Below are 19,221 nucleotides of genomic sequence, written 5' to 3' on the forward strand. Positions count from 1 at the left end.
CCGCCCATGCCCGCAGCCATCCGCCTCAGCCACTATGCGCTCAACGCCCCCACCGGCACTCACCCGGCCGGGGTCTATTTGGCCTGCCAGGCCGGAATACCGGCGTATCAGGCCGACAGAAACCTGTGCATTCCCGACCCCACCAGCGGCAACCCCGACCCGGTCATGCTGGGGCGAATCCCCGCTGAACACGACGAGGCCCCGTTCAATCCCCAGCGCCTGCTCCCGGCCCTCGATGCCCTCCTGAATGAGAATGCCCCAGCCCTGACAGACAGCCGGATACTGCTTTGCCTGCCAGCGGCGGACCGGGCACGTCACGAACGCCTGCAGCAGGCCCTCCTCCCCTGGCTACACAATCGGCTGGCAGAGGCATCCCCTGCCGGCGAAATACGGGTGACCTGCCCCCGCACCCTGCCCGAAGCGCTGGCGGAAGAATGGCAGCATCTGCAGCAGGGGCGCCTTACCGCGCTCACCCTGCTCGGGGTCGACAGCCTGCTTAACGAGGAAACCCTGAACGAACGGCAGCCCGCTAACGACGTACGTACCCATAGCTGGAGCCATGGCCGGATACTCTCGGAGGCCATCGCCCTGGTGAGATTCGAAGCAAGCGACACCCTGCAACCCGGCGACATTAGTTGCACCGGCCTTGGCAGCCACTCGGCATCCGCAACGGATCACCCCCATCAACAAGGCCAGGCCCTGGCCACCGCCACCCGACAGGCCGCAGACAATGAGGCCGTTTCCCGTCCGGATCGGCTGGTACTGGCGCACGCACAAACCCGCGACCATGAACTCAGCTGGCACTCTACCCAGATAAGCCTGTGGCCGGTGCGTCTTTCCAACCGCGACAACCTGGCCATGCGCAAAGGGGAAAAAGAAGCGCCACAACCGACACTGCCAGCGCCACTGCATATCCTGCGCCCGGCGCTCACCATCGGCGATAGCGGAGCTGCCACCCTGCCTGTGGGCCTGATCACCGCCTGTGAAGCGCTACGCTTTCGCGTCTGCCCGGCGGATACCGCCCTGGTGCTGGACAGCCCCGGTGGCCCGCAGCATCTGGCTATGCAACTTCACCATCAACGACAAGACATCGCACAACACCCAGGTTCAAAGGAAGGAACCCGCCATGAGTAATATCCTGATCAACGGCCTCACCGCTGTTCACGCCGGCTCCGGTGGCACCCTTGTCACCATGGATATTTGCAAGACCCCGCCTTTCTGCCAGCCCATCCCCTACAGCAACGTGGCCATGAGCACGGATGCCGCCGGCACCGCCAGCTCCGTTCTGGTCAACGGCAATCCGGTTTGCCATGTGGCCTCCACCTTCGCCAAAAGTAGCGGCGACATGGCAGGAACCTGCGGCGGAGTCATGTCCGGCACCATTGCCGGGCAGGCGGAATTTCTCACCTTCTCACCCAACGTCTTCGTGGAAGGCCAGCCCGCCGTGCGCCAGAGCGACATGATGGTATCCAACATGCGCAACACCGCACCCGCCCCGCTTCAGCAGGCCGGCGCCGGCCTGCCCCAGGGGCTCACCCCGGAAGAAACCGAAGAACAAACCATCGCACCGACCCATCGTCTTGATGTGGACAACCAGGCCCCCGCCCAGCCCCGTCGTCGCCACTTCGTGCGCCTGCGCAGGAGGGTAAAATGAACGCCCAAACCCGCTTCCTGGCCGACAATGAAACCGTCGGCAACAGAACTACCGCCTCTTTCTACGTCAACGGGGAAGACGCCTCGGAACTGTTTCTGGAATTCAACGACAACCGCACCCGCTACCCTGACGCCGTTGCAAAAGGCCTGAAAGAAAGCGGTTACCTGAGCAAAGACAGCGACAATCTATATCTGGTCCCACTGGGGCAAGGGCTGCCCGTAGTCCGGGACGACACCAGCACAGACGCCCTCACCGCCCTCGGCCACATCAAACCCGTGCGCTTTGCGGACCCAGAAGGCCAACATCTTGCGCCCCTTCGCGACAACGGCAGACTGTATATTTTTGTCGGTGGCTACCTGTGGCGGGAACTGGTGGTCAGCGATGACGGCAACAGCTTCCGCGACATCAACCTGGCCAAGTACCAGGGCTGCGACCAGCGCCCACCGGACGACGGCACGGAAACCGAAATCGGCGCCATCACCGTCCCCCATCGTCTTAATGGCGGCCCGGTACTACTGCAAATCGCCTTCTCGGAAATCCCCTGGAGCTGGGCCCTGATCGAAATCCTCGGCGGCCTGGCCGATGAAGACCCCCGTTACCTGCCCGATCTGCCGGAACACGCCCCCTACCAGTGGCATCGCGACAACGTGGACCACGCCCTGCGTCTGCAGCGGACCACGCTGTTAAATGTGAATAGTTTCGATGGCCAGGGCTCGCCGGACACCCTCAAACAAACCGCCCTGATCGGTGCCTGGCAAGCCAACAACCACTACAACCAGCCCGACGAAAACGGGCTGCTACCTTTGCCCCAATTGAGCCGCGCAGATATTCAGGACAACCTGCCAGTGGCGGCCCTTCAGGACCCGCTGGGGATTGCCTTTGAAGGAGTCGGCAAACTCACCCTGCTGATGAATGAGCTATGCCAGCATGTAATGGAAATCGACCAGCATGAACATGCCAAGAGTGCCGTTTATGCCTATCAGACGTTTTTCAGGCAACGTCTTCATGCACAGCAAACCCGCCCCGCCGCCATGGGTCACATGCATACCACCTACGTGAAAAATGGCACCCATGCCGACAACCTGAGAGACGCAGCAGACCGAATCGACCGTAACTTTCTGGAGCAAGTCCTCCGGGTCACCGAGCGACGAGAGTTGCGCCAGAAGATTCGCCAGCAGCGCCGCGACACCATCAACTGGCTGGATGGCAAAACCCCCGAAGGCAGCGATGCCAGCCAGGGCTTCACCGCCTTTCTCTCTCCCTGGGAGGCTCTGCGGGACTACGCCTGGCTACCCGTTCCCGGTGACGAGCAACGCCACACCCTGAACCCGGACGACAACCATGCCACCCCGGACTACAGCGCCTTCTGGAAAGCCATCTCCGGCCTGCTGTCCGGCCTGGGCTCGGATCCCTCCGTCATCGACAGTGCCTACGATGCCGACCCGGATCCGGAATGGGATAACGACAACGACCCCGTGCATGCACTGAGAAGTCAGCTCCTGAAGCCAGATCATCCCCTCCACGCCGCCCTGATCCCCGGCGCGGATCAGATCCCTCTCGATAGTGATTTTCTTCCCTCATTGGAAGAAGCCAAGCAACCCGCCACGAACAGCAGCTTCCGCCATGCCGCCTATGCCGCCGTCACCGGCAGCCACCCGGACTGGTGGTACTGGCAACAAACCCGTAACCAGACAGACAGCATCGTTGCCAGCCTGCTGTTCAGCTTCCAGAAGCAATGGAAGGACGCACTGGCCAATCAACAAGAAGACACTATTGAAATGCTGATGCGGCTGGGTAAAGGATCCGGCCCACCCGACCTGCACGGCGCCCGGCTGTTCAAGACAGGCAGCGTCATCCCCGAAGGCTGGATGATTATCGATGCCAAGGAACGCGTCTTCGAACCCCTGAAACGCTCACAACGGCGCGATATCATCCGCCAGGGCGGCCTGGACGCAGAAGGCCGGGTCAAGGTGCTCGACCCCACCGACCCCGGCAAGGTACTCGGCAGCAGCGACGCCACGGAACTGACCTATAACCGGGGCATACCCCGCAATCTGACCAACAAGAACTGGACCGACCTGTATCAGGAAGTCGGCCAGGACGGCCTGACCCGAGTAAAACAAACCGTCATGGCCGTACCACCCACCAGTGAATATGCACGGCACTGGAACCAGCCGGATACCCAGGCGAGTACCGGAGCAAGACTCACAACGGGAGCTATCAAGGTAGCGAACAAGACCTTGCCCCCTACCATGGCAGTTTTGGAGGTTTTTAATCTCTCTAGCATATACGAAAGAGCAAAAAAAGAAGGATGGCAGGTTAAGGACTATTTTGGCTTTGGTCTAGGCAGTATCTCTCTATCATATGCCATAACTGAGACGGCTATACAGCTAGCTGGCGAGGACAAAGTGACCCGGGCGTTGTCAGCGCTGACGCTGAAAAAAGAAGCCTCATGGGCCCACAAACTCATTCAGGGCAACTCCTATCTTTTCCGTACCCTCGAAGCCAACACCTTTAAAGCATTTGGTGCCCTACTAAGCCTCTTTGGAGCCGGCATATCAGCCATGGATGCCCTGATTCAATTGGATAAGGGCAACCAAGCCAGTGCGACGGCACATGGTGTCGCCGCTGCCTCCATGCTCGGTCTCACCGGATCTCAGCTGGCTCGTGCTGTCGTTAGCGGCTTGGGCCGACGAGCCTTTCTCTTTGCTCTAGGCCCCTGGGGCTGGGCTTTTACCGCCGTGAGCATCATTGCTGCTATTACGGCCGAATGGCTCAAGCTGAGCCCCATGGAACGCTGGGCCCAGTTCGGCCCCTTCGGCGACGACCCAGAAGAACGTTTGACGGAGGAATATCGTGACCTGACCGCCGGGCAGGTCTATCAATCCCTTCTGTCCCTGCTGATGACCCCCAAACCCATCATCACCGAAAGTCAGAACCCGCCCAACCAGTTCAAGGTAGAAATCCACGCCCCGGTGGCCGGCGAAAACGGCAAGATCCACCATGCCGTGGTCTACCAGGATCAACATGGCGACCTGCAAACACTCAACCCCCTCGCCTGGGTGTCCATACTGGCGAATAAAGAAGACCCGCAAAGCCGTACCGGCCTGATCGCCTGGTACGAAAAACCGAAATTCTTTGGCGCTTGCACTTTCTATGTGCGCGCCCGCTTCTTCCATGAAGAGGAGGAATGTTGGCTTCCATTCAGGCCCGAAGACGCCGCCCTGGATAGTAGCGCCGCCCAGGCAGAACTGGACCCGGACACAGCCCCAAGAGGCTGGACCCAGGCCACCCTGACACTGAGTCACGACCCCAGAACCTTCGCTTGAAGAAACTATTTATGAATCAAGAACGAGAAAGCACATACGAAAGCACAGCTTACAACAGCCAAAAAAAAACCGAACTAACCGCCAGGAAAAACAGAAGCAACGATAGTTACTTCACCCGTGTTGCCCGCGGCAATAAACTTGGGCTTCCGAAAGGTGCGCACTGCCAAGAATATCTAGCAGAATGGCAATGCAATATTTTCCAGCAAGATGCTTTACAGACGCGGAAGCCAGCGAAAAGGCAATGCGAGGAAATGCGCGATCCCCACCTGATGGAGTTTTGGCCTACACTTTTTGAGTGGCCAGTTTTTGCTATGATATTGCGCCACGGAATAGCTTGGTGCGCCTTTGCTGGTGGAATTGGTGGCGCGCTAATAATGACATTTATAGGATTAATAGATGGAGATATCAATCTAAAAGCCATACTCGGATTACTTCAATTTTTTTTCTTGCCTTTTTTCATCGCATGGCTAGTTTTAAAGTTAGCAACCAAAGGGGAACCAAAACTAAAAAAGGACACCCGCTTCTTCCGCCGCACCGGTATGGTTAGCATTTATCGGAAAGGTCAGGATCGACTGGAAATCCCCTTCGAGGAATTCGAACCTACCATGACATACCGAACCGGGGCTGCTGGCTCTACAGGCTTTATGCTGCAACTGACCCACCGGCAGTCGGATATCGTCATCAGTCATATCAACGATTATCCTGAAGAGTACCAAGTCTATCTGGAGTGGGAACGACTCCATCAGTTCATGGATATATCCCAGCCCTTGCCTGACAGGATCGTGACCGAACCTGCCCGCCAGTTTGACCCTGTCACTGCTGAATACGACCGGAAGACAGAGCGTCCCAAACACTTGTGGCGAGACATGGACCGAGAAGAGCTCCGTGAGCGCCGTGAAGCCGCCAAGCAAGCAGCCAAAGATTTCCCTTGGGGGAAAACCCGCGAACAGGCTCTAGCCAGCGGCTGGAAACCTTCCGAGCAGCGCATCAACTGGCAGGCTTTGAAAGAAAAACAACAAACCGCATGACCGAACCCCTGACCACAAAGCATGCTGCAAGCGCCATGAAGCATGAAGCGGTTTACGCCGCCACAGCTTACAGCAGCCAGAACCCTCGTGATTTGCCCGAGGGGGAAACATCGAATGAGCGCGGCGGCTGCTTCACCCGCATAGCCTACGGCACCCCGCTGCCCCTTCCTGGCGCCCAATGCCGGGAATATATCGCCGAAGCCCAATGCGATGTATTCGATCTGGAAAAGCTTCAAGAAAATGGCTCCGATGAAAAGAAATGCAGCCATATGCGCAATCCTCATCTTATGGATTTCTGGCCCACCCTTTTTGAGTGGCCGGTTATGGCCAGAACGCTATGTTACGTCAGCGGATGGTTAGCCTTTGTTGGCGGGGGGGGGGCGACAATAATATTTGGTCTTCTTAATGGTTACGAAGTAGCACTTGAATTTGCGAAATTTTCCATCCCCATTTTTGCAACATGGTTATTCTTCAAAATCATTACAAGAGGCGAACCAAAGCTAAAAAAAGACACTCGTTTCTACCGCCGTACCGGCATGGTCAGCATCTACCAGAAGGGCGAAGATCGCCTGGAGGTCCCGTTCGATGAGTTCGATCCTCATCTTACCCATCGCACCGGCCCCACCGGCTCAACTGGCTTTCTGCTTCAACTCGTTCACCGCTATTCCGACCTGTTGATTCAGCATATCAACGTCTATAACGAAGAATTCGAAGTCTATCTGGAATGGGAGCGGCTGCATCAATCCATGGACATTTCCCAGCCCATGCCGGACCGGGTGATCACCGAACCGGCCCGACAGTTCGACCCGGTCACCTCCGAATACGACGAAAAACACGATCGCCCCAAACACTTCTGGCGTGACATGAGTGATGAAGAGTTTGAAATACGCCGCGAAGCCGCCAGAAAAGCCGCCAAGGACTTCCCCTGGGGAAAAACCCGTGAACAGGCCCTGGCCAGCGGCTGGAAACCCTCCGAGCAGCGCATCAATTGGAAAGCCCTCGAAGCAACTCGGCAGGAAGTCTGAAAGGTAATTCAGGCTTAATCCACAATCCTCTCTCTGCCGATGGCTCCACGGGTTTGGGGTGTGATCACAACTCGTTGGTGGGGACTTGGGGTTGGCGTTACCGGGGGCAAGGTGAATTACGCCTGTGGCTAATCCACCCTACGTAGAAGCAAGTCTTTGCCGACAAACAAGTATCACCGCCCCAGTATCAGCCCCGCATAAAACCGCACCATGTGCGGATATTGCTCACGGGGCAGGCGTTCGTTGTGGCCGTGGAAGCGGGCCAGGTCGTCCTGGCCCAGGGACACCGGCATAAAGCGGAATACGTGGTCGGAGAGATGCTGGTAATGGCGGGCATCGGTGCCGGCGATGAGCAGGTAGGGGGCGACCACCGGTTGTTCCGGTAATGCCCGCGCCAGCGCGGCCAGTCGATCGAAGCTCGCAGAGGGGATATCGGTGACGGCGGACGGGTCGGACAGGAAGGCGCCCCTGGCCGTTACGGTGATGTTGTCCGGTAGCTCCTGCTGCAGATAGGCCTGCAGGCTGTCGCGGGTTTCGCCGGGGGCCAGGCGGAAATTCAGGGTGGCGTTGGCGGTGGCCGGCAGCACGTTTTCCTTTACCCCGGCTTCCAGCAAGGTGGGCGCCATGGTGGTGCGCAGCAGGGCATTGGTTTCCGGTTTGCCTTCCAGCTGGCGAATGATCAGCGGCTCGAACAGCCACAAGTTGGCAAACACCAGCCGTTTGCCAAAGGGCTGGTGAGGTGCGATCTGTTCCAGCATTTTTCGAGTCGGGCCGCTCAGTGAAGCAGGACGGGGATGGGTCTGCAGATGATTGATGGCTGCCGCCAGATCACCGATGGCAGTTCGCTCCGGCGGCCGTGACGAATGCCCCGGCTCGGCCTCTGCCTGTAGCTCTACCGTCATGTAGCCTTTCTCGGCAATACCCATCAGCGCCACCGGGCGATCAAGGCCCAGGGTGCTGCCCGGCAGCATCATGCCACCCTCGTCCAGAATCAGGGCAAACCCCAGGCCCTGCTGTTCCAGCCAGGCGGCAATCTTCACTGCGCCCTCGCGGCCACCGATTTCCTCATCGTGGCCGAATGCCAGATACACATCGCAGGCGGGAGTCTGGCCGTTTTGCAGCAATGCTTCGGTGGCTTCCAGGATCGCCATCAGGCTGCCCTTGTCATCCAGGGCGCCGCGCCCCCAGACAAAGTCGTCATCCACTACTCCGGCAAACGGTGGGTGCTGCCATTGTTCCGGGGACGACACTGGCACCACATCCTGATGGGCCAGCAGCAACTGTGGCGGGCAATCGTTGTTGCTATCCCAGTGATACAACAGGCTATGGCCGAAGGTTTTCAGGGAAAGGGTCTGGTGGGTCAGCGGAAAACTGGCGCGCAGAAAATCATGGAAGCCCACAAAGGCATCGGGCTGCTCCGGCAGCGTCGCAAAACGCAGCGCTGTTGCCAGTCGTTCCACCATGGCGTCCTCATCCATGGTCTGGTGCAATTCGGGCAGGTCGGCAACGCGGTTATCCGCCTGGGGCAATGTCAGGGTGTTATAGACCAGGACTGCGAGCAGAATCAGTACGGCCAATACCAGCAATTGCAGCAAGCGTTTCATTTTTTTCCGCCTTTATTGATGCGTTGTTAGTATCACACTCCTAGATTAGCGAAGAGTTCTTCGCTGCAGGCCTGTGCCGGCCTTCCCGCCGTATCAATACGAATAACTGGCACCGACCAGGGTTCATACTCCCGGGCCTGAACCGCTGACCAGGTCGGCACAATCAGGCCAGGCAGAGAGGATGTCCGCGCTACCACTCGGCGGCGGTGCTCTTCCGCATCGGAACAGATGACTTCGATATTGATGCAGGCTGCCCCAGCCGCGTCTGCCGCCTGTTGCCAGCCAACCCGGGAGGCCGCTACCGTGTTGCAGGAATCGCAGATCACCGACAAGCCCTGTTTCAGGCAGTCCGTGGCCATATAGGCCGCCAGCTCATAGCCCTCGGCATGGATAGCCAGCCCGCAGGTGTTGCGCAAGCCCTGCTCCACAGCATCCACACGCAGGTAGGTGGCGCCCGTGCGTTGCGCCAGCGCTATGGCCAGTGTGGTTTTACCCACGCCGGGCAAACCGGCAAACGCATAGAGCTCTGCCATCTGCAGGTCAGACCAGCGCCTTGCGGTTGCGCAGCAACTCGCCCAGCCCAGCCTTGTCCAGTTGCAGGTCCACGTAGGCGGCGATGACTTCGCCGTTGTCCATGGCCAGCACTTCGTTGAGCAGCTGGCGGGTAAAGCTGGCTTTGACCTGGCGCACGGCGGCTTTCACCTTGAGCAGGTTGGAGGCATTCATGGACAAGGCATTGACGCCCATGGCCATGAGCAACAATGCTGAGCCCACTTCCCCGGCCATTTCACCGCACACGGACACCGGCACGTTTTCCTCATGGGCCTGCTCGACCACATGCAGGATGGCATGCAGTACCGCCGGGTGATAGGAGTTATACAACGACGCCACCTGGCGATTGTTACGGTCCACCGCCAACAGGTACTGGGTCAGGTCGTTGGTGCCGATGGACAGAAAGTCCACCCGCTGGGCCAGCGCCCGGGCCTGGTAGACGGCAGCGGGAACTTCGATCATCACCCCCACTTGGGGCATGGGGATGTCGAGGCCTTCATCGCGCACTTCCAGCCAGGCACGGTGAATCAGATGCTGGGCTTCTTCCGCTTCGATCACGCTGGTGACCATGGGCAGCATGATGTGCAGGTTATTCAGACCATCGCTGGCCTTGAGCATGGCGCGCACCTGCACCATGAAAATTTCCGGGTGATCCAGGGTGACTCGGATACCCCGCCAGCCCAGGAAGGGGTTTTCTTCCTCGATGGGGAAGTAGCTCAATGACTTGTCGCCACCGATATCCAGGGTACGCATGGTCACCGGGTGTGGCGCAAAGGCGGCCAGCTGTTCCCGGTAGATTACCCGCTGCTCTTCTTCGGACGGAAAGCGGTCGCGCACCATGAAGGGGATTTCCGTGCGATACAGGCCTACCCCTTCGGCACCGCGCTCGATGGAACGGTTGATGTCGGTCATCAGGCCGGTATTCACCTGCAGGGGAATACGCACACCGTCCAGGGTTTCCGCCGGTTCATGGCGCAGTTTTTCCAGACCGGCCTGGAGGTTGGCTTCCTCGGCGATGATCTCTTCAAATTGCTGCTTGAGCTCCGGCGAGGCATTGGCCACTACCCGACCACGGAAACCATCGACGATGATTTCCTTGTCGTCCATTTGTTTCAGCGGCAGGTTCTGGGCGCCCACTACGGTGGGAATACCCATGGCGCGGGCGACGATGGCCATGTGCGAGTTGCGCGAACCCCGCGTCGTCACGATGCCGCGAATCCGCTCACGGGGCACTTCCATCAGCATCGGCGCGGAAATGTCTTCGCCCAGCAGGATGCAGTCATCCGGGAACACGATATGCCGGCGGTTCTGGCTCTGCAGCTGCGCCAGCACCCGCCGCCCCAGGTCGCGCACATCCGCCGCCCGCTCGCGCAGGTAGGGATCATCCATCATCTCGAAGTTGCGCACATGGGCATCCACCACCGTGCGCAGGGCCCCCTGGGCCCACTGACCCTCTCGAATATGGACGATCACTTCGGCGGGCAACGCATGCCGGTCCAGCATGCGCAGATAGACATCAAACAGCGCCTGCTCTTCAGCACCCAGACTCTTCGACGCCCGCTCGGCCAGATCACGCACTTCCTGACGCACACGTACCAGCGCATCATCCAGGCGGGCGATTTCTGCGCTGACATCCTCCACCTGACGATCCGGCACCGCAGACAAATCCGCCGCCGGGAACAACAACACGCCGTAGCCAATGGCTGCACCGGGGCAACCGGGCAGACCATCATAGAAACTGGGCAGGTCCACACCGCCGGCATCCAGCTGCTCGAACAGCACCCCGGAGGCATGGGCGTGGGCAATCACCGCCGACAACTGGGCGGAGATGGTCACCAGAAAGGCTTCTTCACTCTGGTCGAAACGGCGCACATCGCGCTGCTGCACCACCATCACCCCGAGCACCTTGCCGTGGTGCATCACCGGCACGCCGAGAAAGGCGTGGAACGGGTCTTCACCGGTTTCCGCCAGGTAATGGAATTTCGGGTGGGTGAAGGCGTCTTCCAGGTTCACCGGCTCCTCGCGCAGCCCCACCTGGCCCACCAGACCTTCCGACAACCCCAGGCTCACGTGACCCACGGCTTCCTGCTTGAGACCTTCAGACGCCATCAGCACATAGCGCTGCTCTTCCTCATTGCGCAGATAGATGGAGCACACTTCGGTGCCCATGGCGTCACGGACCCGTTTGGCCATCAGGTTCAACGCGGAGGGGATATCCGCCGCGTTGTTCACTTCCTGGACAATCCGTCGCAGGGTCTCAAGCATTGGGGTTGTCTCCCGGTGACATCGGGTTGCTGTCCTGTTCGCGCTTCTCGCCCTTAAGCGCCGGGGCCAGTTCACGCAGGGCACGGGCATAAACGCCCCGTTTGAAGTGCACCACCTTGCGAATCGGATACCAGTAATTGACCCAGCGCCACGCCTTGAACTCGGGGCTCTCGCTGGCGAACAGGTCAATGGCCTCTTCCTCCGCCGTCAGCCGCAGCAAAAACCATTTCTGTCGCTGACCAATACAGTGGGGTCGATTACGGGGCCGGCGCAGAAAGCGGCGGGGCAGACGATAGGTCAGCCAGCCCTCGGTGCTGGCAACAATCTCAACGTGCTCGGGACGTAGGCCCACCTCTTCTTCCAGCTCGCGAAAAAGCGTCTCCTCCGGGGTTTCGCCGGGCATCATGCCCCCCTGGGGAAATTGCCAGGCATCACGGTTACCCACCCGGCGACCCCAGAATACCCGGCCATCCTGGCCGGCAATGATGATCCCGACGTTCAGCCGAAATCCCTTTTCATCAATAATGCCTGTCATGGTGTCTCTGCGAGTCGGCACACCATTGCCGACTCTGGCTCCTTGTTGACCCATTAAACCTTGCCGGGCAACCCGCAATCAATGCACAACCGTGCAACATCCGGTCCACAATCACCGGCAGCCTTGCCAACAAGGCCTCCGGCCACCTCCCTATAACTTGGGAAGGTCTGAATAACTCGCTTTTTTCGCCTTTACGATGATCAACAGGCTTCTGCCATCAAATTCAGGCCACAATTCACTCTTGAGTGTTCATTTTTTCGCCTGATTGCCGCACTTTAGCGGCAATCAGGCGCACTGCCCCTAGGGCAGCAGCACCCGTTTCACCCTCAACAGGTTGTGCAGCCCCGCCAGGAGATAGAGCCGGTTGGTATTTTTCGCCAGACCCCGGTAGCGAACCTTGCTGTAACCGAACATGCCTTTGATCACTCGGAAGGGATGTTCCACTTTGGCACGTACGCTGGCTTTGATGGTTTCGCATTCCAGCGCAACCTTCGACATCGTGGAGCGCTTACCAGGACGCTCAGCGATAAACCAATCCACTTTACGGTTCTTGTGCTCTTCGCGTTTCTCGATACCGCAATAACCCGCGTCTCCCCAGACACGTTTCTCTTTGCCATGCAAAAGCTGGTCTGATGCCGTCAGGTCATGCTCATTCGCGGCGGTAGTGGCAAGGCTATGAATCAGACCCACCGTGTCATCGACGCCAATATGGCACTTCATGCCAAAGTGCCATTGATTGCCTTTCTTGGTCTGGTGCATCTCCGGATCACGAGCCTTACCTTTGTTCTTCGTCGAGCTGGGCGCTTCGATAATCGTCGCATCAACGATGCTGCCTTCCCGAACCATCAGGCCATGTCGTGCCAACTGACGGTTGATCTTCTTGAACAGCTTCTTGCCAAGAGTGTGCTGCTCCAGCAGGTGCCGGAAGTTCAGGATCGTTGTCTCATCAGGAACCCGAGAGAGCCGAATCCCTGCGAAACGGCGCATAGACTCGATCTCATACAAGGCATCTTCCATCGCCGGATCACTCAGGTTGTAGATGATCTGCATGACATGAATGCGAAGCATGCTCGATAGCGCATACGGCGGCCGGCCAGTGCTGCCAGAGGCGTAATAGACCGCAATCGTGGACTCCAGCGCCTTCCAGGGTAGCAACTGATCCAACTTCTCAAGGAACACTTCCCGCCGGGTCTTGCGCTTCTTGTGTTCATATTCGGCTTCGGCAAAAGTCAGCTGGCTCATGGCATTCCCGGAAAGTGGCTGATAGAAAGCCCTGATTATGGCAAAGTCGGGGAGTTTTTCAGAGGTTCCCTTGTCATTCGCTTCGCATAAAATGTGCCGTTCACGTAAGGAGAGGCCATGACGCTCGCAATTTTCGACCTGGACAACACCCTGATCGCCGGCGATTCCGACCACCTGTGGGGCGACTGGCTGGTGGAAAAAGGCATTGTCGACCAGCAGCATTACAAGGATACCAACGACCAGTTCTACGTGGATTACCAGAATGGTCGCCTGGACATCATGGCTTACCTGCGTTTTTCCCTGAAAGTGCTTGCCGAGCATGACATGGCGCAACTGCACTTCTGGCGCGAGCAGTTTCTGGCGGAAAAACTCGATGCCATGTGGCTGCCAAAGGCCGAGGCCCTGCTGCAGAAACACCGTGACCAGGGCCATACCCTGATGATCATTACCGCCACCAACGATTTCGTTACTGCCCCGCTGGCGGACCGGCTGGGCGTGGATCATCTCATCGCCACCGTGGCCGAATGCAAGCGCGAGCGCTATACCGGCAATGTGGCCGGCATTCCCAGCTACCGGGACGGCAAGGTGGAACGACTGGCAGAATGGCTGCGTGCCAACAACGAAAGCCTGGCAGGCAGCTGGTTCTACAGCGATTCCCATAACGACCTGCCGCTACTCAGAAAAGTGGACAACCCGGTGGCGGTGGACCCGGATGTCACCCTGGATCGCGAAGCACGGGAACAAGGCTGGCCGATCATCAGCCTGCGCTGAGACTCATAAAAATGGGAAAGGGAACCATGCGTTATTTTTTTGCCACGCTGCTGGCACTGGTGTTAAGTGGTTGCGACAGCAACATACCGGAACCGGAGCAGACCGAAGAAACGGTTACCTCCGGCACCACGGCAGACATCCCCGCCACCGACTGGCAACAACGCGCAGACAACGCCTTTCAGGACCGTGCTGAAGCCTGGCAACAGGCCCTGAACGATTTCACTGAATCCCGCGAACAGACACAACTCGACGCGCTGCGCGATCGTCTGGAAGACTGGTATGCCGCCTTTGTGGATCACTACCTGCTCGCTGCCAGCCGCGCCTGCCAGCTCAAGCAACAGGAATTGCTCAACCGCATGGACACCTGGCCGCTCTACCCCGGCTACCTGGATGCCCTGCCGGAATGGCCCGAATCCGGTTTGATCAGTGACCCCTACCTGGAAATGACACGCAAATCCCTGCGCACCCAGCACGGCGCCACCGATGCCAGCGAAGCCAGCCTTGGCTTTGCCGCCCTGTTTGTGGCACTCAATGGCACCGAGGAGACGAGCAAGGCATTGCCTTTACTCGCTGGCGAAGACGAGATTGCCATGCGCCGCCGTCAGTATCTGCAGCTGGCTGGCGAGCAACTGCAGGCTGATGCCAGGCTGCTGTCCGTGGCGGCGCCACTTGATTCCCCGTCCCTGAAATGTGGGCTGGAACAGACTCTGGCCCGTAACGCCCGCAAAGACAGCACCGACCTGGAAGCAGAAGGCTTGTTTATTCCGGCAACGGTTCGCGAGGTGAATGCTAAACGGCTGCTGAAAGGTGTGCGCGACATGGATCAGACCACGTTAAAGGCCTGGGCAGAAAAAGCAGCGGGGATTGAAGAGACGCTTGCGGCATCGAAAAAAGAAGGCAGCGAGGCGCTGTCAGCCTGGCTGAATCAGCCCTGAGCGAATAAAGCCTTCGAAGAAGCGTCGCTTGAGGCGCGAAGAAACACGTTGCGAGAAACGAGTCAGGAGGAGCGCAAATCTGACCTCTCCGTCTTTCAGGTTTTGATTGTCGGCACTCGCTCCTCGCAACTCGATACTGTGATAATCGCGCCGCCAGCGACGCTCCTACAGCCAATCACAACAATAGGCGGAGATATTCTCACGTCAGCAAGAATCACCACCCACAAAAAAAGCCCGCCGGATTTTCATCCGGCGGGCTTTTTTGTGCGGAGCGCTACTTAGAAGTTGTAGCGACCGAACACACCGTAGGTATCACGGTCGCCACCCACGATAACGCGGGCACCCAGATCCACCACCGGAGTCAGTTTCAACAGACCCTGACCATAAACACCCAGATCATCGTCGTACAGATCCATGTAGGTCAGGCCACCGGACAGTTCCAGCTGCTCGGTAGTGGCATGACGCACACCACCGCGTACTTCAAAACCGATCTCGTCATCATCACGGCGACCAATATCGATCTCATCGTAAATAATGTCAGCAGATGTCACGAAGTCCAGGCCGCGCTGCAGCGGGGTATGAAACCCCATACCACCGGAAAGACGATGGCCATCTACGTCAGTCCGGAACGGACCATCACCATCATAAAAGCCCAGGCTGCCACGCAGGAAGATATGCTCGTCCAGCGCAAAGCTGCCTTCCGCCGTCAGGGCATCAATATCCAGATCGTTATCCAGATCCCAGCGATCATAGGCCAGCTGGCCGTAGGTGTAGGAAAAACCGTTATCACGGACCATGGACGTCCGCTGCTCAGCCATGGCCGGTGCAGCAACAGCCAGGGCGATCCCTGACACAAGCAAAGTTTTCTTAAACATAGAAAAGGTCCTCTCAATATCGATGAACGGCATCAATGTGCTCGCACTGTAGTGGGGGTATGGAGTGTTTTGCGCGCGAGCGGTTCCGTCTTTTGGACAGTTTTATAAAAATTTTCAATGCCGTTGGTCCTGCCAAGGCTGTTGTGAAGCCTTTCAGCTACAACGAAAACGTCCTTATAAACCCTAAACAGGTGCACCCTTATAGCACAGGCTTGACCTTGGGGTTACCCTTAAGTTTGACAATCTGTGACAACACGCATGGTTCCGCCTTTACAGGCCGATGGAGATCCCGATGCAGACACAGAAATTCGATATTCAGGGCGCCAGCTGCCAGGGCTGCGTTCGCAAGATTCGCCAGGCGCTTGACCCTGTCCCTGGCGTCAATGATGTGCAGGTGGATCTGGATGCCCAGCAGGTGACCGTCACCGGTAGCGCTGACAGTACCGACGTGCAGGCGGCGTTGGCCAAGGCAGGCTATGCCGTCGAAGACAAGCCGAAAACGCCCCCCGCATCCTCCGCCAGCACCGATCAGGAGCAGCAGCTCGCCATTACCGGCGCCACCTGTGCCGCCTGCGTGCGCACCATCGAAAATGCCCTGCGTAACACCGCCGGCGTCACCCAGGCACAAATGAATTTTGCCGACCGCACGGCAAGAGTCAGTGGCTCGGCGGACACTAAGGCCCTGATCGACGCCGTGGAAAAAGCCGGCTATGGCGCCAGCCTGCTGGACGACAGCGATGACAGTGACGCCCGCGAAGAACAGGAGCGGAAACACTATCGAGGCCTGCTGCGGCATACCTGGCTGGGCCTGGGGCTGGGCGCTCCGCTGATGGCCTGGGGGCTGTTGGGCGGCAACATGATGGTACAGCCCGGCACAGCCAGTCAGTGGATCTGGCTGGCTATCGGCCTGCTGACCCTGGGGGTGCTGGCTACCGCCGGCCGCCACTTCTTTGTTGGTGCCTGGAAGGCGTTTGCCAATCACAACGCCAACATGGACACCCTGATCGCCTTGGGCACCGGGGCCGCCTGGCTCTACTCCATGGCCGTAGTGCTGATACCCACCGCCCTGCCGGAAGCCGCCCGCCATGTGTACTTCGAAGCCAGCGCCATGATCATCGGCCTGATTAATCTGGGCCAGGCACTGGAAGTCCGTGCCCGGGGCAAAACCAGCGCGGCGGTAAAACGGCTGCTGGACCTGGGCGCCAAAACCGCCCGGGTGGTCCGCGATGGCCCAAATCAGGAAAAAATGGAGCAGGACATTCCGGTTGACCAGGTGCAGACCGACGACATCCTGCGCGTACGCCCCGGTGAAAAAATTGCCGTGGACGGCATTGTCGAGGAAGGCGAAAGCCGGCTGGATGAATCCATGCTCACCGGCGAGCCCATGCCGGTGAGCAAGAGCACCGGTGACACCGTCAGTGCCGGCACCCTCAACGAAGGGGGCACCCTGCTCTACCGGGCCACCGCCGTGGGCAAGGACACCGCCCTGTCACGCATCGTGGCGCTGGTGAAAAAAGCCCAGGGCAGCAAGCCGCCCATCGGCCGCCTGGCCGACGACGTTTCCGCCGTGTTCGTACCCACCATCATGCTGATCGCCGTAGTGGCCGCCCTGGCCTGGTTCAACCTGGGGCCAGAGCCGCGCATCACCCACATGCTGATCAGTGCTACCACGGTGCTGATCATTGCCTGCCCCTGTGCTCTGGGACTGGCCACGCCCATGTCGGTCATGGTCGGCGTCGGCAAGGCTGCCGAGCACGGCATCCTGATTCGTGAAGGCGATGCCCTGCAGACCAGCAGCAAGCTGGACACCATTGTGCTCGACAAAACCGGCACCATCACCGAGGGCAAACCGGCGCTCACCGAGATTCTCTGCGCCGAAGGCCAGCAGGAAGACACCCTGCTGCAGCTGGCCGCCAGCCTGGAAAGCGGCTCCGAGCATCCGCTGGCCCGCGCCATTGTGGACGCAGCAGAACGGCGCGAGCTGACAACGGACAGGGTCGAGAATTTTCAGGCCCTCAACGGCAAAGGTGTCAGCGCCACCCTGAACGACAAACAGTACCGGCTCGGCAACCGTCGCTGGCTGGAAAGCGAAGGCATCGACGTGGATCTGGACAGCAGCTCGCTCACCGAGCGTGGCGCCAGCCCCCTGTTCCTGGCTGAAGACAACACCCTGCTCGGCATCCTCGGCGTCGCCGATCGCATCAAGGACGATTCACAGGAGGCCATTGCCCGCCTGAAGGATCAGGGCCTCACCGTGGTGATGATTACCGGTGACATCCAGGCCAGCGCCGACGCCATCGCCAAACAGGTTGGCGTGGACCAAGTCATGGCGGAAGTGCTGCCCGAGGACAAGGCGAAAAAAGTGCAGTCTCTGCAGGAAGAAGGCCGCATCGTGGCCATGGTCGGCGACGGCATCAATGATGCCCCGGCGCTGGCCCAGGCGGATGTGGGCTTTGCCATCGGCACCGGCACCGACGTGGCCATCGAATCCGCCGCCATCACCCTGATGGGCGGGTCGCTGCACGGCGTAGCCGATGCCATGGCGATTTCCGCCGCCACCGTGCGCAACATCAAGCAGAACCTGTTCGGTGCCTTTATCTACAACAGCCTGGGCGTGCCGGTGGCTGCCGGGGTGCTCTACCCGATCACCGGCAGCCTGCTCAGCCCGGTGATCGCCGGCGCCGCCATGTCACTCAGTTCGGTGACCGTGGTCAGCAATGCCAACCGGTTACGCCTGTTCAAACCTCAGCGAGGCAAGTCATGACGCCGAAACAACTGGCTGCCCAACTGCGCTGCCCCAGTGGCGATGAGGGCGCCCTGGTGGCCGACAACATGAACCGGCATAACCAGCCGATCATCGCGGCCAGCTACCAGGCACTGTCGCCGTCGGCCGGTGACCATATCGTAGAAGTGGGCCCTGGTACCGCGGGTTACCTGTCAGACCTAATGGCCATGGCCGACGATCTGCACTACACCGGGCTGGACCAGTCCCCGGACATGGTGGCCCAGGCGCAGCATCATCATGACCATCAGGAACAGGTACGTTTCGTGGAAGGTGATCTTCATGATCCGCCGCTGGCCCCCGGCAGCGCGGATCATGTGGTGGCCATCAATGTGGTGTACTTCTGGAATCCGCTGCTGCCAGCCTTAGCGGCGCTTCGCAAACTGCTGCGTCCCGGCGGCCAGCTTTGCCTGGGCCTGCGCGACAGGAACAGCATGGCCACCCTGCCGGTGTTCCGGCACGGCTTTCTCACCTACGACGGCCCTGATCTGCAACAGTCCCTGAAGACGGCGGGCTTTGTCGACGTGCGCCAGCAGATCGTTCCAGAGAAAAGTATCAACGTGATGGGCCAGATCATGCACAAGACCGGTCTGGTCATCACCGCCCTTAATCCGGAGGCCTAAT

General features: G+C 59.2%; 15 protein-coding genes. 9 read left to right on the plus strand and 6 right to left on the minus strand.

Translation table 11 applies throughout. The annotated features are described in order from the left end of the window. Positions 1-6: 6 nt before the first annotated feature. The 5 genes from KZ772_RS10155 to KZ772_RS10175 are packed head-to-tail and all read left to right on the plus strand — an operon-like array spanning position 7 to position 7,036. The gene (locus KZ772_RS10155) at positions 7-1,134 is read left to right on the plus strand and encodes a hypothetical protein (RefSeq protein WP_290536464.1); all 1,128 of its coding nucleotides are present in this window, start codon (positions 7-9) and stop codon (positions 1,132-1,134) included. Then, positions 1,127-1,654 carry a DUF4150 domain-containing protein gene (locus tag KZ772_RS10160; RefSeq protein ID WP_290536465.1) on the plus strand — a complete coding sequence of 176 codons (528 nt, stop codon included), beginning with the start codon at positions 1,127-1,129 and terminating at the stop codon, positions 1,652-1,654. Before KZ772_RS10155 ends, KZ772_RS10160 begins: the two co-directional genes overlap by 8 nt. Beyond that, entirely contained in the window at positions 1,651-4,983 is a 3,333-nt protein-coding gene (locus KZ772_RS10165; protein ID WP_290536466.1) for a hypothetical protein, read from the plus strand. Before KZ772_RS10160 ends, KZ772_RS10165 begins: the two co-directional genes overlap by 4 nt. 11 nt (positions 4,984-4,994) lie before the next feature. Then, entirely contained in the window at positions 4,995-6,011 is a 1,017-nt protein-coding gene (locus KZ772_RS10170) for a hypothetical protein (protein WP_290536467.1), read from the plus strand. Beyond that, positions 6,008-7,036 (plus strand): hypothetical protein, encoded by a 1,029-nt coding sequence (locus tag KZ772_RS10175; protein ID WP_290536468.1) that lies wholly within the window; start codon positions 6,008-6,010, stop codon positions 7,034-7,036. The genes KZ772_RS10170 and KZ772_RS10175 overlap by 4 nt, the downstream gene beginning before the upstream one ends. A 173-nt stretch (positions 7,037-7,209) precedes the next feature. Here the strand turns inward: KZ772_RS10175 and KZ772_RS10180 are convergent, their stop codons facing one another. The 5 genes from KZ772_RS10180 to KZ772_RS10200 form a co-directional block, all read right to left on the minus strand. Then, a complete protein-coding gene (locus KZ772_RS10180; RefSeq protein ID WP_290536469.1) occupies positions 7,210-8,640 on the minus strand; it encodes a M20/M25/M40 family metallo-hydrolase in 1,431 nt (476 codons plus the stop codon). Between the two features lie 32 nt (positions 8,641-8,672). Continuing rightward, a complete protein-coding gene (locus KZ772_RS10185) occupies positions 8,673-9,173 on the minus strand; it encodes an AAA family ATPase (RefSeq protein WP_290536470.1) in 501 nt (166 codons plus the stop codon). 7 nt (positions 9,174-9,180) lie between these two features. Continuing rightward, on the minus strand, positions 9,181-11,457 hold the full coding sequence (ptsP, locus tag KZ772_RS10190) for a phosphoenolpyruvate--protein phosphotransferase (RefSeq protein ID WP_290536471.1): 2,277 nt from the start codon (positions 11,455-11,457) through the stop codon (positions 9,181-9,183). Beyond that, positions 11,450-11,992, minus strand: a complete 543-nt coding sequence (locus KZ772_RS10195; RefSeq protein WP_365870069.1) for an RNA pyrophosphohydrolase — start codon at positions 11,990-11,992, stop codon at positions 11,450-11,452. The genes ptsP and KZ772_RS10195 overlap by 8 nt, the downstream gene beginning before the upstream one ends. A gap of 300 nt (positions 11,993-12,292) precedes the next feature. After that, positions 12,293-13,234 (minus strand): IS5 family transposase, encoded by a 942-nt coding sequence (locus KZ772_RS10200; RefSeq protein WP_290536472.1) that lies wholly within the window; start codon positions 13,232-13,234, stop codon positions 12,293-12,295. 117 nt (positions 13,235-13,351) lie between these two features. On the opposite strand from KZ772_RS10200, the gene KZ772_RS10205 reads away from it, so the two are divergent. Both KZ772_RS10205 and KZ772_RS10210 read left to right on the plus strand, forming a co-directional pair. Continuing rightward, positions 13,352-14,005, plus strand: coding sequence for an HAD family hydrolase (locus KZ772_RS10205; protein ID WP_290536473.1), 654 nt, complete (start codon positions 13,352-13,354; stop codon positions 14,003-14,005). Positions 14,006-14,031: 26 nt separating this feature from the next. Beyond that, complete coding sequence (locus KZ772_RS10210) at positions 14,032-14,940, plus strand: hypothetical protein (RefSeq protein ID WP_290536474.1); 909 nt, start codon at positions 14,032-14,034, stop codon at positions 14,938-14,940. A 278-nt stretch (positions 14,941-15,218) separates the two neighbouring features. Here the strand turns inward: KZ772_RS10210 and KZ772_RS10215 are convergent, their stop codons facing one another. After that, positions 15,219-15,815 (minus strand): hypothetical protein, encoded by a 597-nt coding sequence (locus tag KZ772_RS10215; protein WP_290536475.1) that lies wholly within the window; start codon positions 15,813-15,815, stop codon positions 15,219-15,221. 292 nt (positions 15,816-16,107) lie between these two features. Here KZ772_RS10215 and KZ772_RS10220 point away from each other — a divergent pair, with 292 nt between their 5' ends. After that, positions 16,108-18,579: a heavy metal translocating P-type ATPase gene (locus KZ772_RS10220; protein ID WP_290536476.1), complete on the plus strand. Its 2,472-nt coding sequence runs from the start codon at positions 16,108-16,110 to the stop codon at positions 18,577-18,579. Then, complete coding sequence (locus tag KZ772_RS10225) at positions 18,576-19,220, plus strand: class I SAM-dependent methyltransferase (RefSeq protein WP_290536477.1); 645 nt, start codon at positions 18,576-18,578, stop codon at positions 19,218-19,220. Before KZ772_RS10220 ends, KZ772_RS10225 begins: the two co-directional genes overlap by 4 nt. The last annotated feature ends 1 nt before the right edge of the window (position 19,221 follow it).

Origin of the sequence: Alcanivorax sp. (assembly GCF_019431375.1) — a bacterium.
Classification (GTDB): domain Bacteria; phylum Pseudomonadota; class Gammaproteobacteria; order Pseudomonadales; family Alcanivoracaceae; genus Alcanivorax; species Alcanivorax jadensis_A.

Excerpts from the sequence above, each read along its gene's own strand:
- KZ772_RS10155 (WP_290536464.1), top strand. The coding sequence starts at position 7 with ATGCCCGCAGCCATCCGCCTCAGCCACTATGCGCTCAACGCCCCCACC.
- KZ772_RS10160 (WP_290536465.1), top strand. The coding sequence starts at position 1,127 with ATGAGTAATATCCTGATCAACGGCCTCACCGCTGTTCACGCCGGCTCC.
- KZ772_RS10165 (WP_290536466.1), top strand. The coding sequence starts at position 1,651 with ATGAACGCCCAAACCCGCTTCCTGGCCGACAATGAAACCGTCGGCAAC.
- KZ772_RS10170 (WP_290536467.1), top strand. The coding sequence starts at position 4,995 with ATGAATCAAGAACGAGAAAGCACATACGAAAGCACAGCTTACAACAGC.
- KZ772_RS10175 (WP_290536468.1), top strand. The coding sequence starts at position 6,008 with ATGACCGAACCCCTGACCACAAAGCATGCTGCAAGCGCCATGAAGCAT.
- KZ772_RS10180 (WP_290536469.1), bottom strand. The coding sequence starts at position 8,640 with ATGAAACGCTTGCTGCAATTGCTGGTATTGGCCGTACTGATTCTGCTC.
- KZ772_RS10185 (WP_290536470.1), bottom strand. The coding sequence starts at position 9,173 with ATGGCAGAGCTCTATGCGTTTGCCGGTTTGCCCGGCGTGGGTAAAACC.
- ptsP (WP_290536471.1), bottom strand. The coding sequence starts at position 11,457 with ATGCTTGAGACCCTGCGACGGATTGTCCAGGAAGTGAACAACGCGGCG.
- KZ772_RS10195 (WP_365870069.1), bottom strand. The coding sequence starts at position 11,992 with ATGACAGGCATTATTGATGAAAAGGGATTTCGGCTGAACGTCGGGATC.
- KZ772_RS10200 (WP_290536472.1), bottom strand. The coding sequence starts at position 13,234 with ATGAGCCAGCTGACTTTTGCCGAAGCCGAATATGAACACAAGAAGCGC.
- KZ772_RS10205 (WP_290536473.1), top strand. The coding sequence starts at position 13,352 with ATGACGCTCGCAATTTTCGACCTGGACAACACCCTGATCGCCGGCGAT.
- KZ772_RS10210 (WP_290536474.1), top strand. The coding sequence starts at position 14,032 with ATGCGTTATTTTTTTGCCACGCTGCTGGCACTGGTGTTAAGTGGTTGC.
- KZ772_RS10215 (WP_290536475.1), bottom strand. The coding sequence starts at position 15,815 with ATGTTTAAGAAAACTTTGCTTGTGTCAGGGATCGCCCTGGCTGTTGCT.
- KZ772_RS10220 (WP_290536476.1), top strand. The coding sequence starts at position 16,108 with ATGCAGACACAGAAATTCGATATTCAGGGCGCCAGCTGCCAGGGCTGC.
- KZ772_RS10225 (WP_290536477.1), top strand. The coding sequence starts at position 18,576 with ATGACGCCGAAACAACTGGCTGCCCAACTGCGCTGCCCCAGTGGCGAT.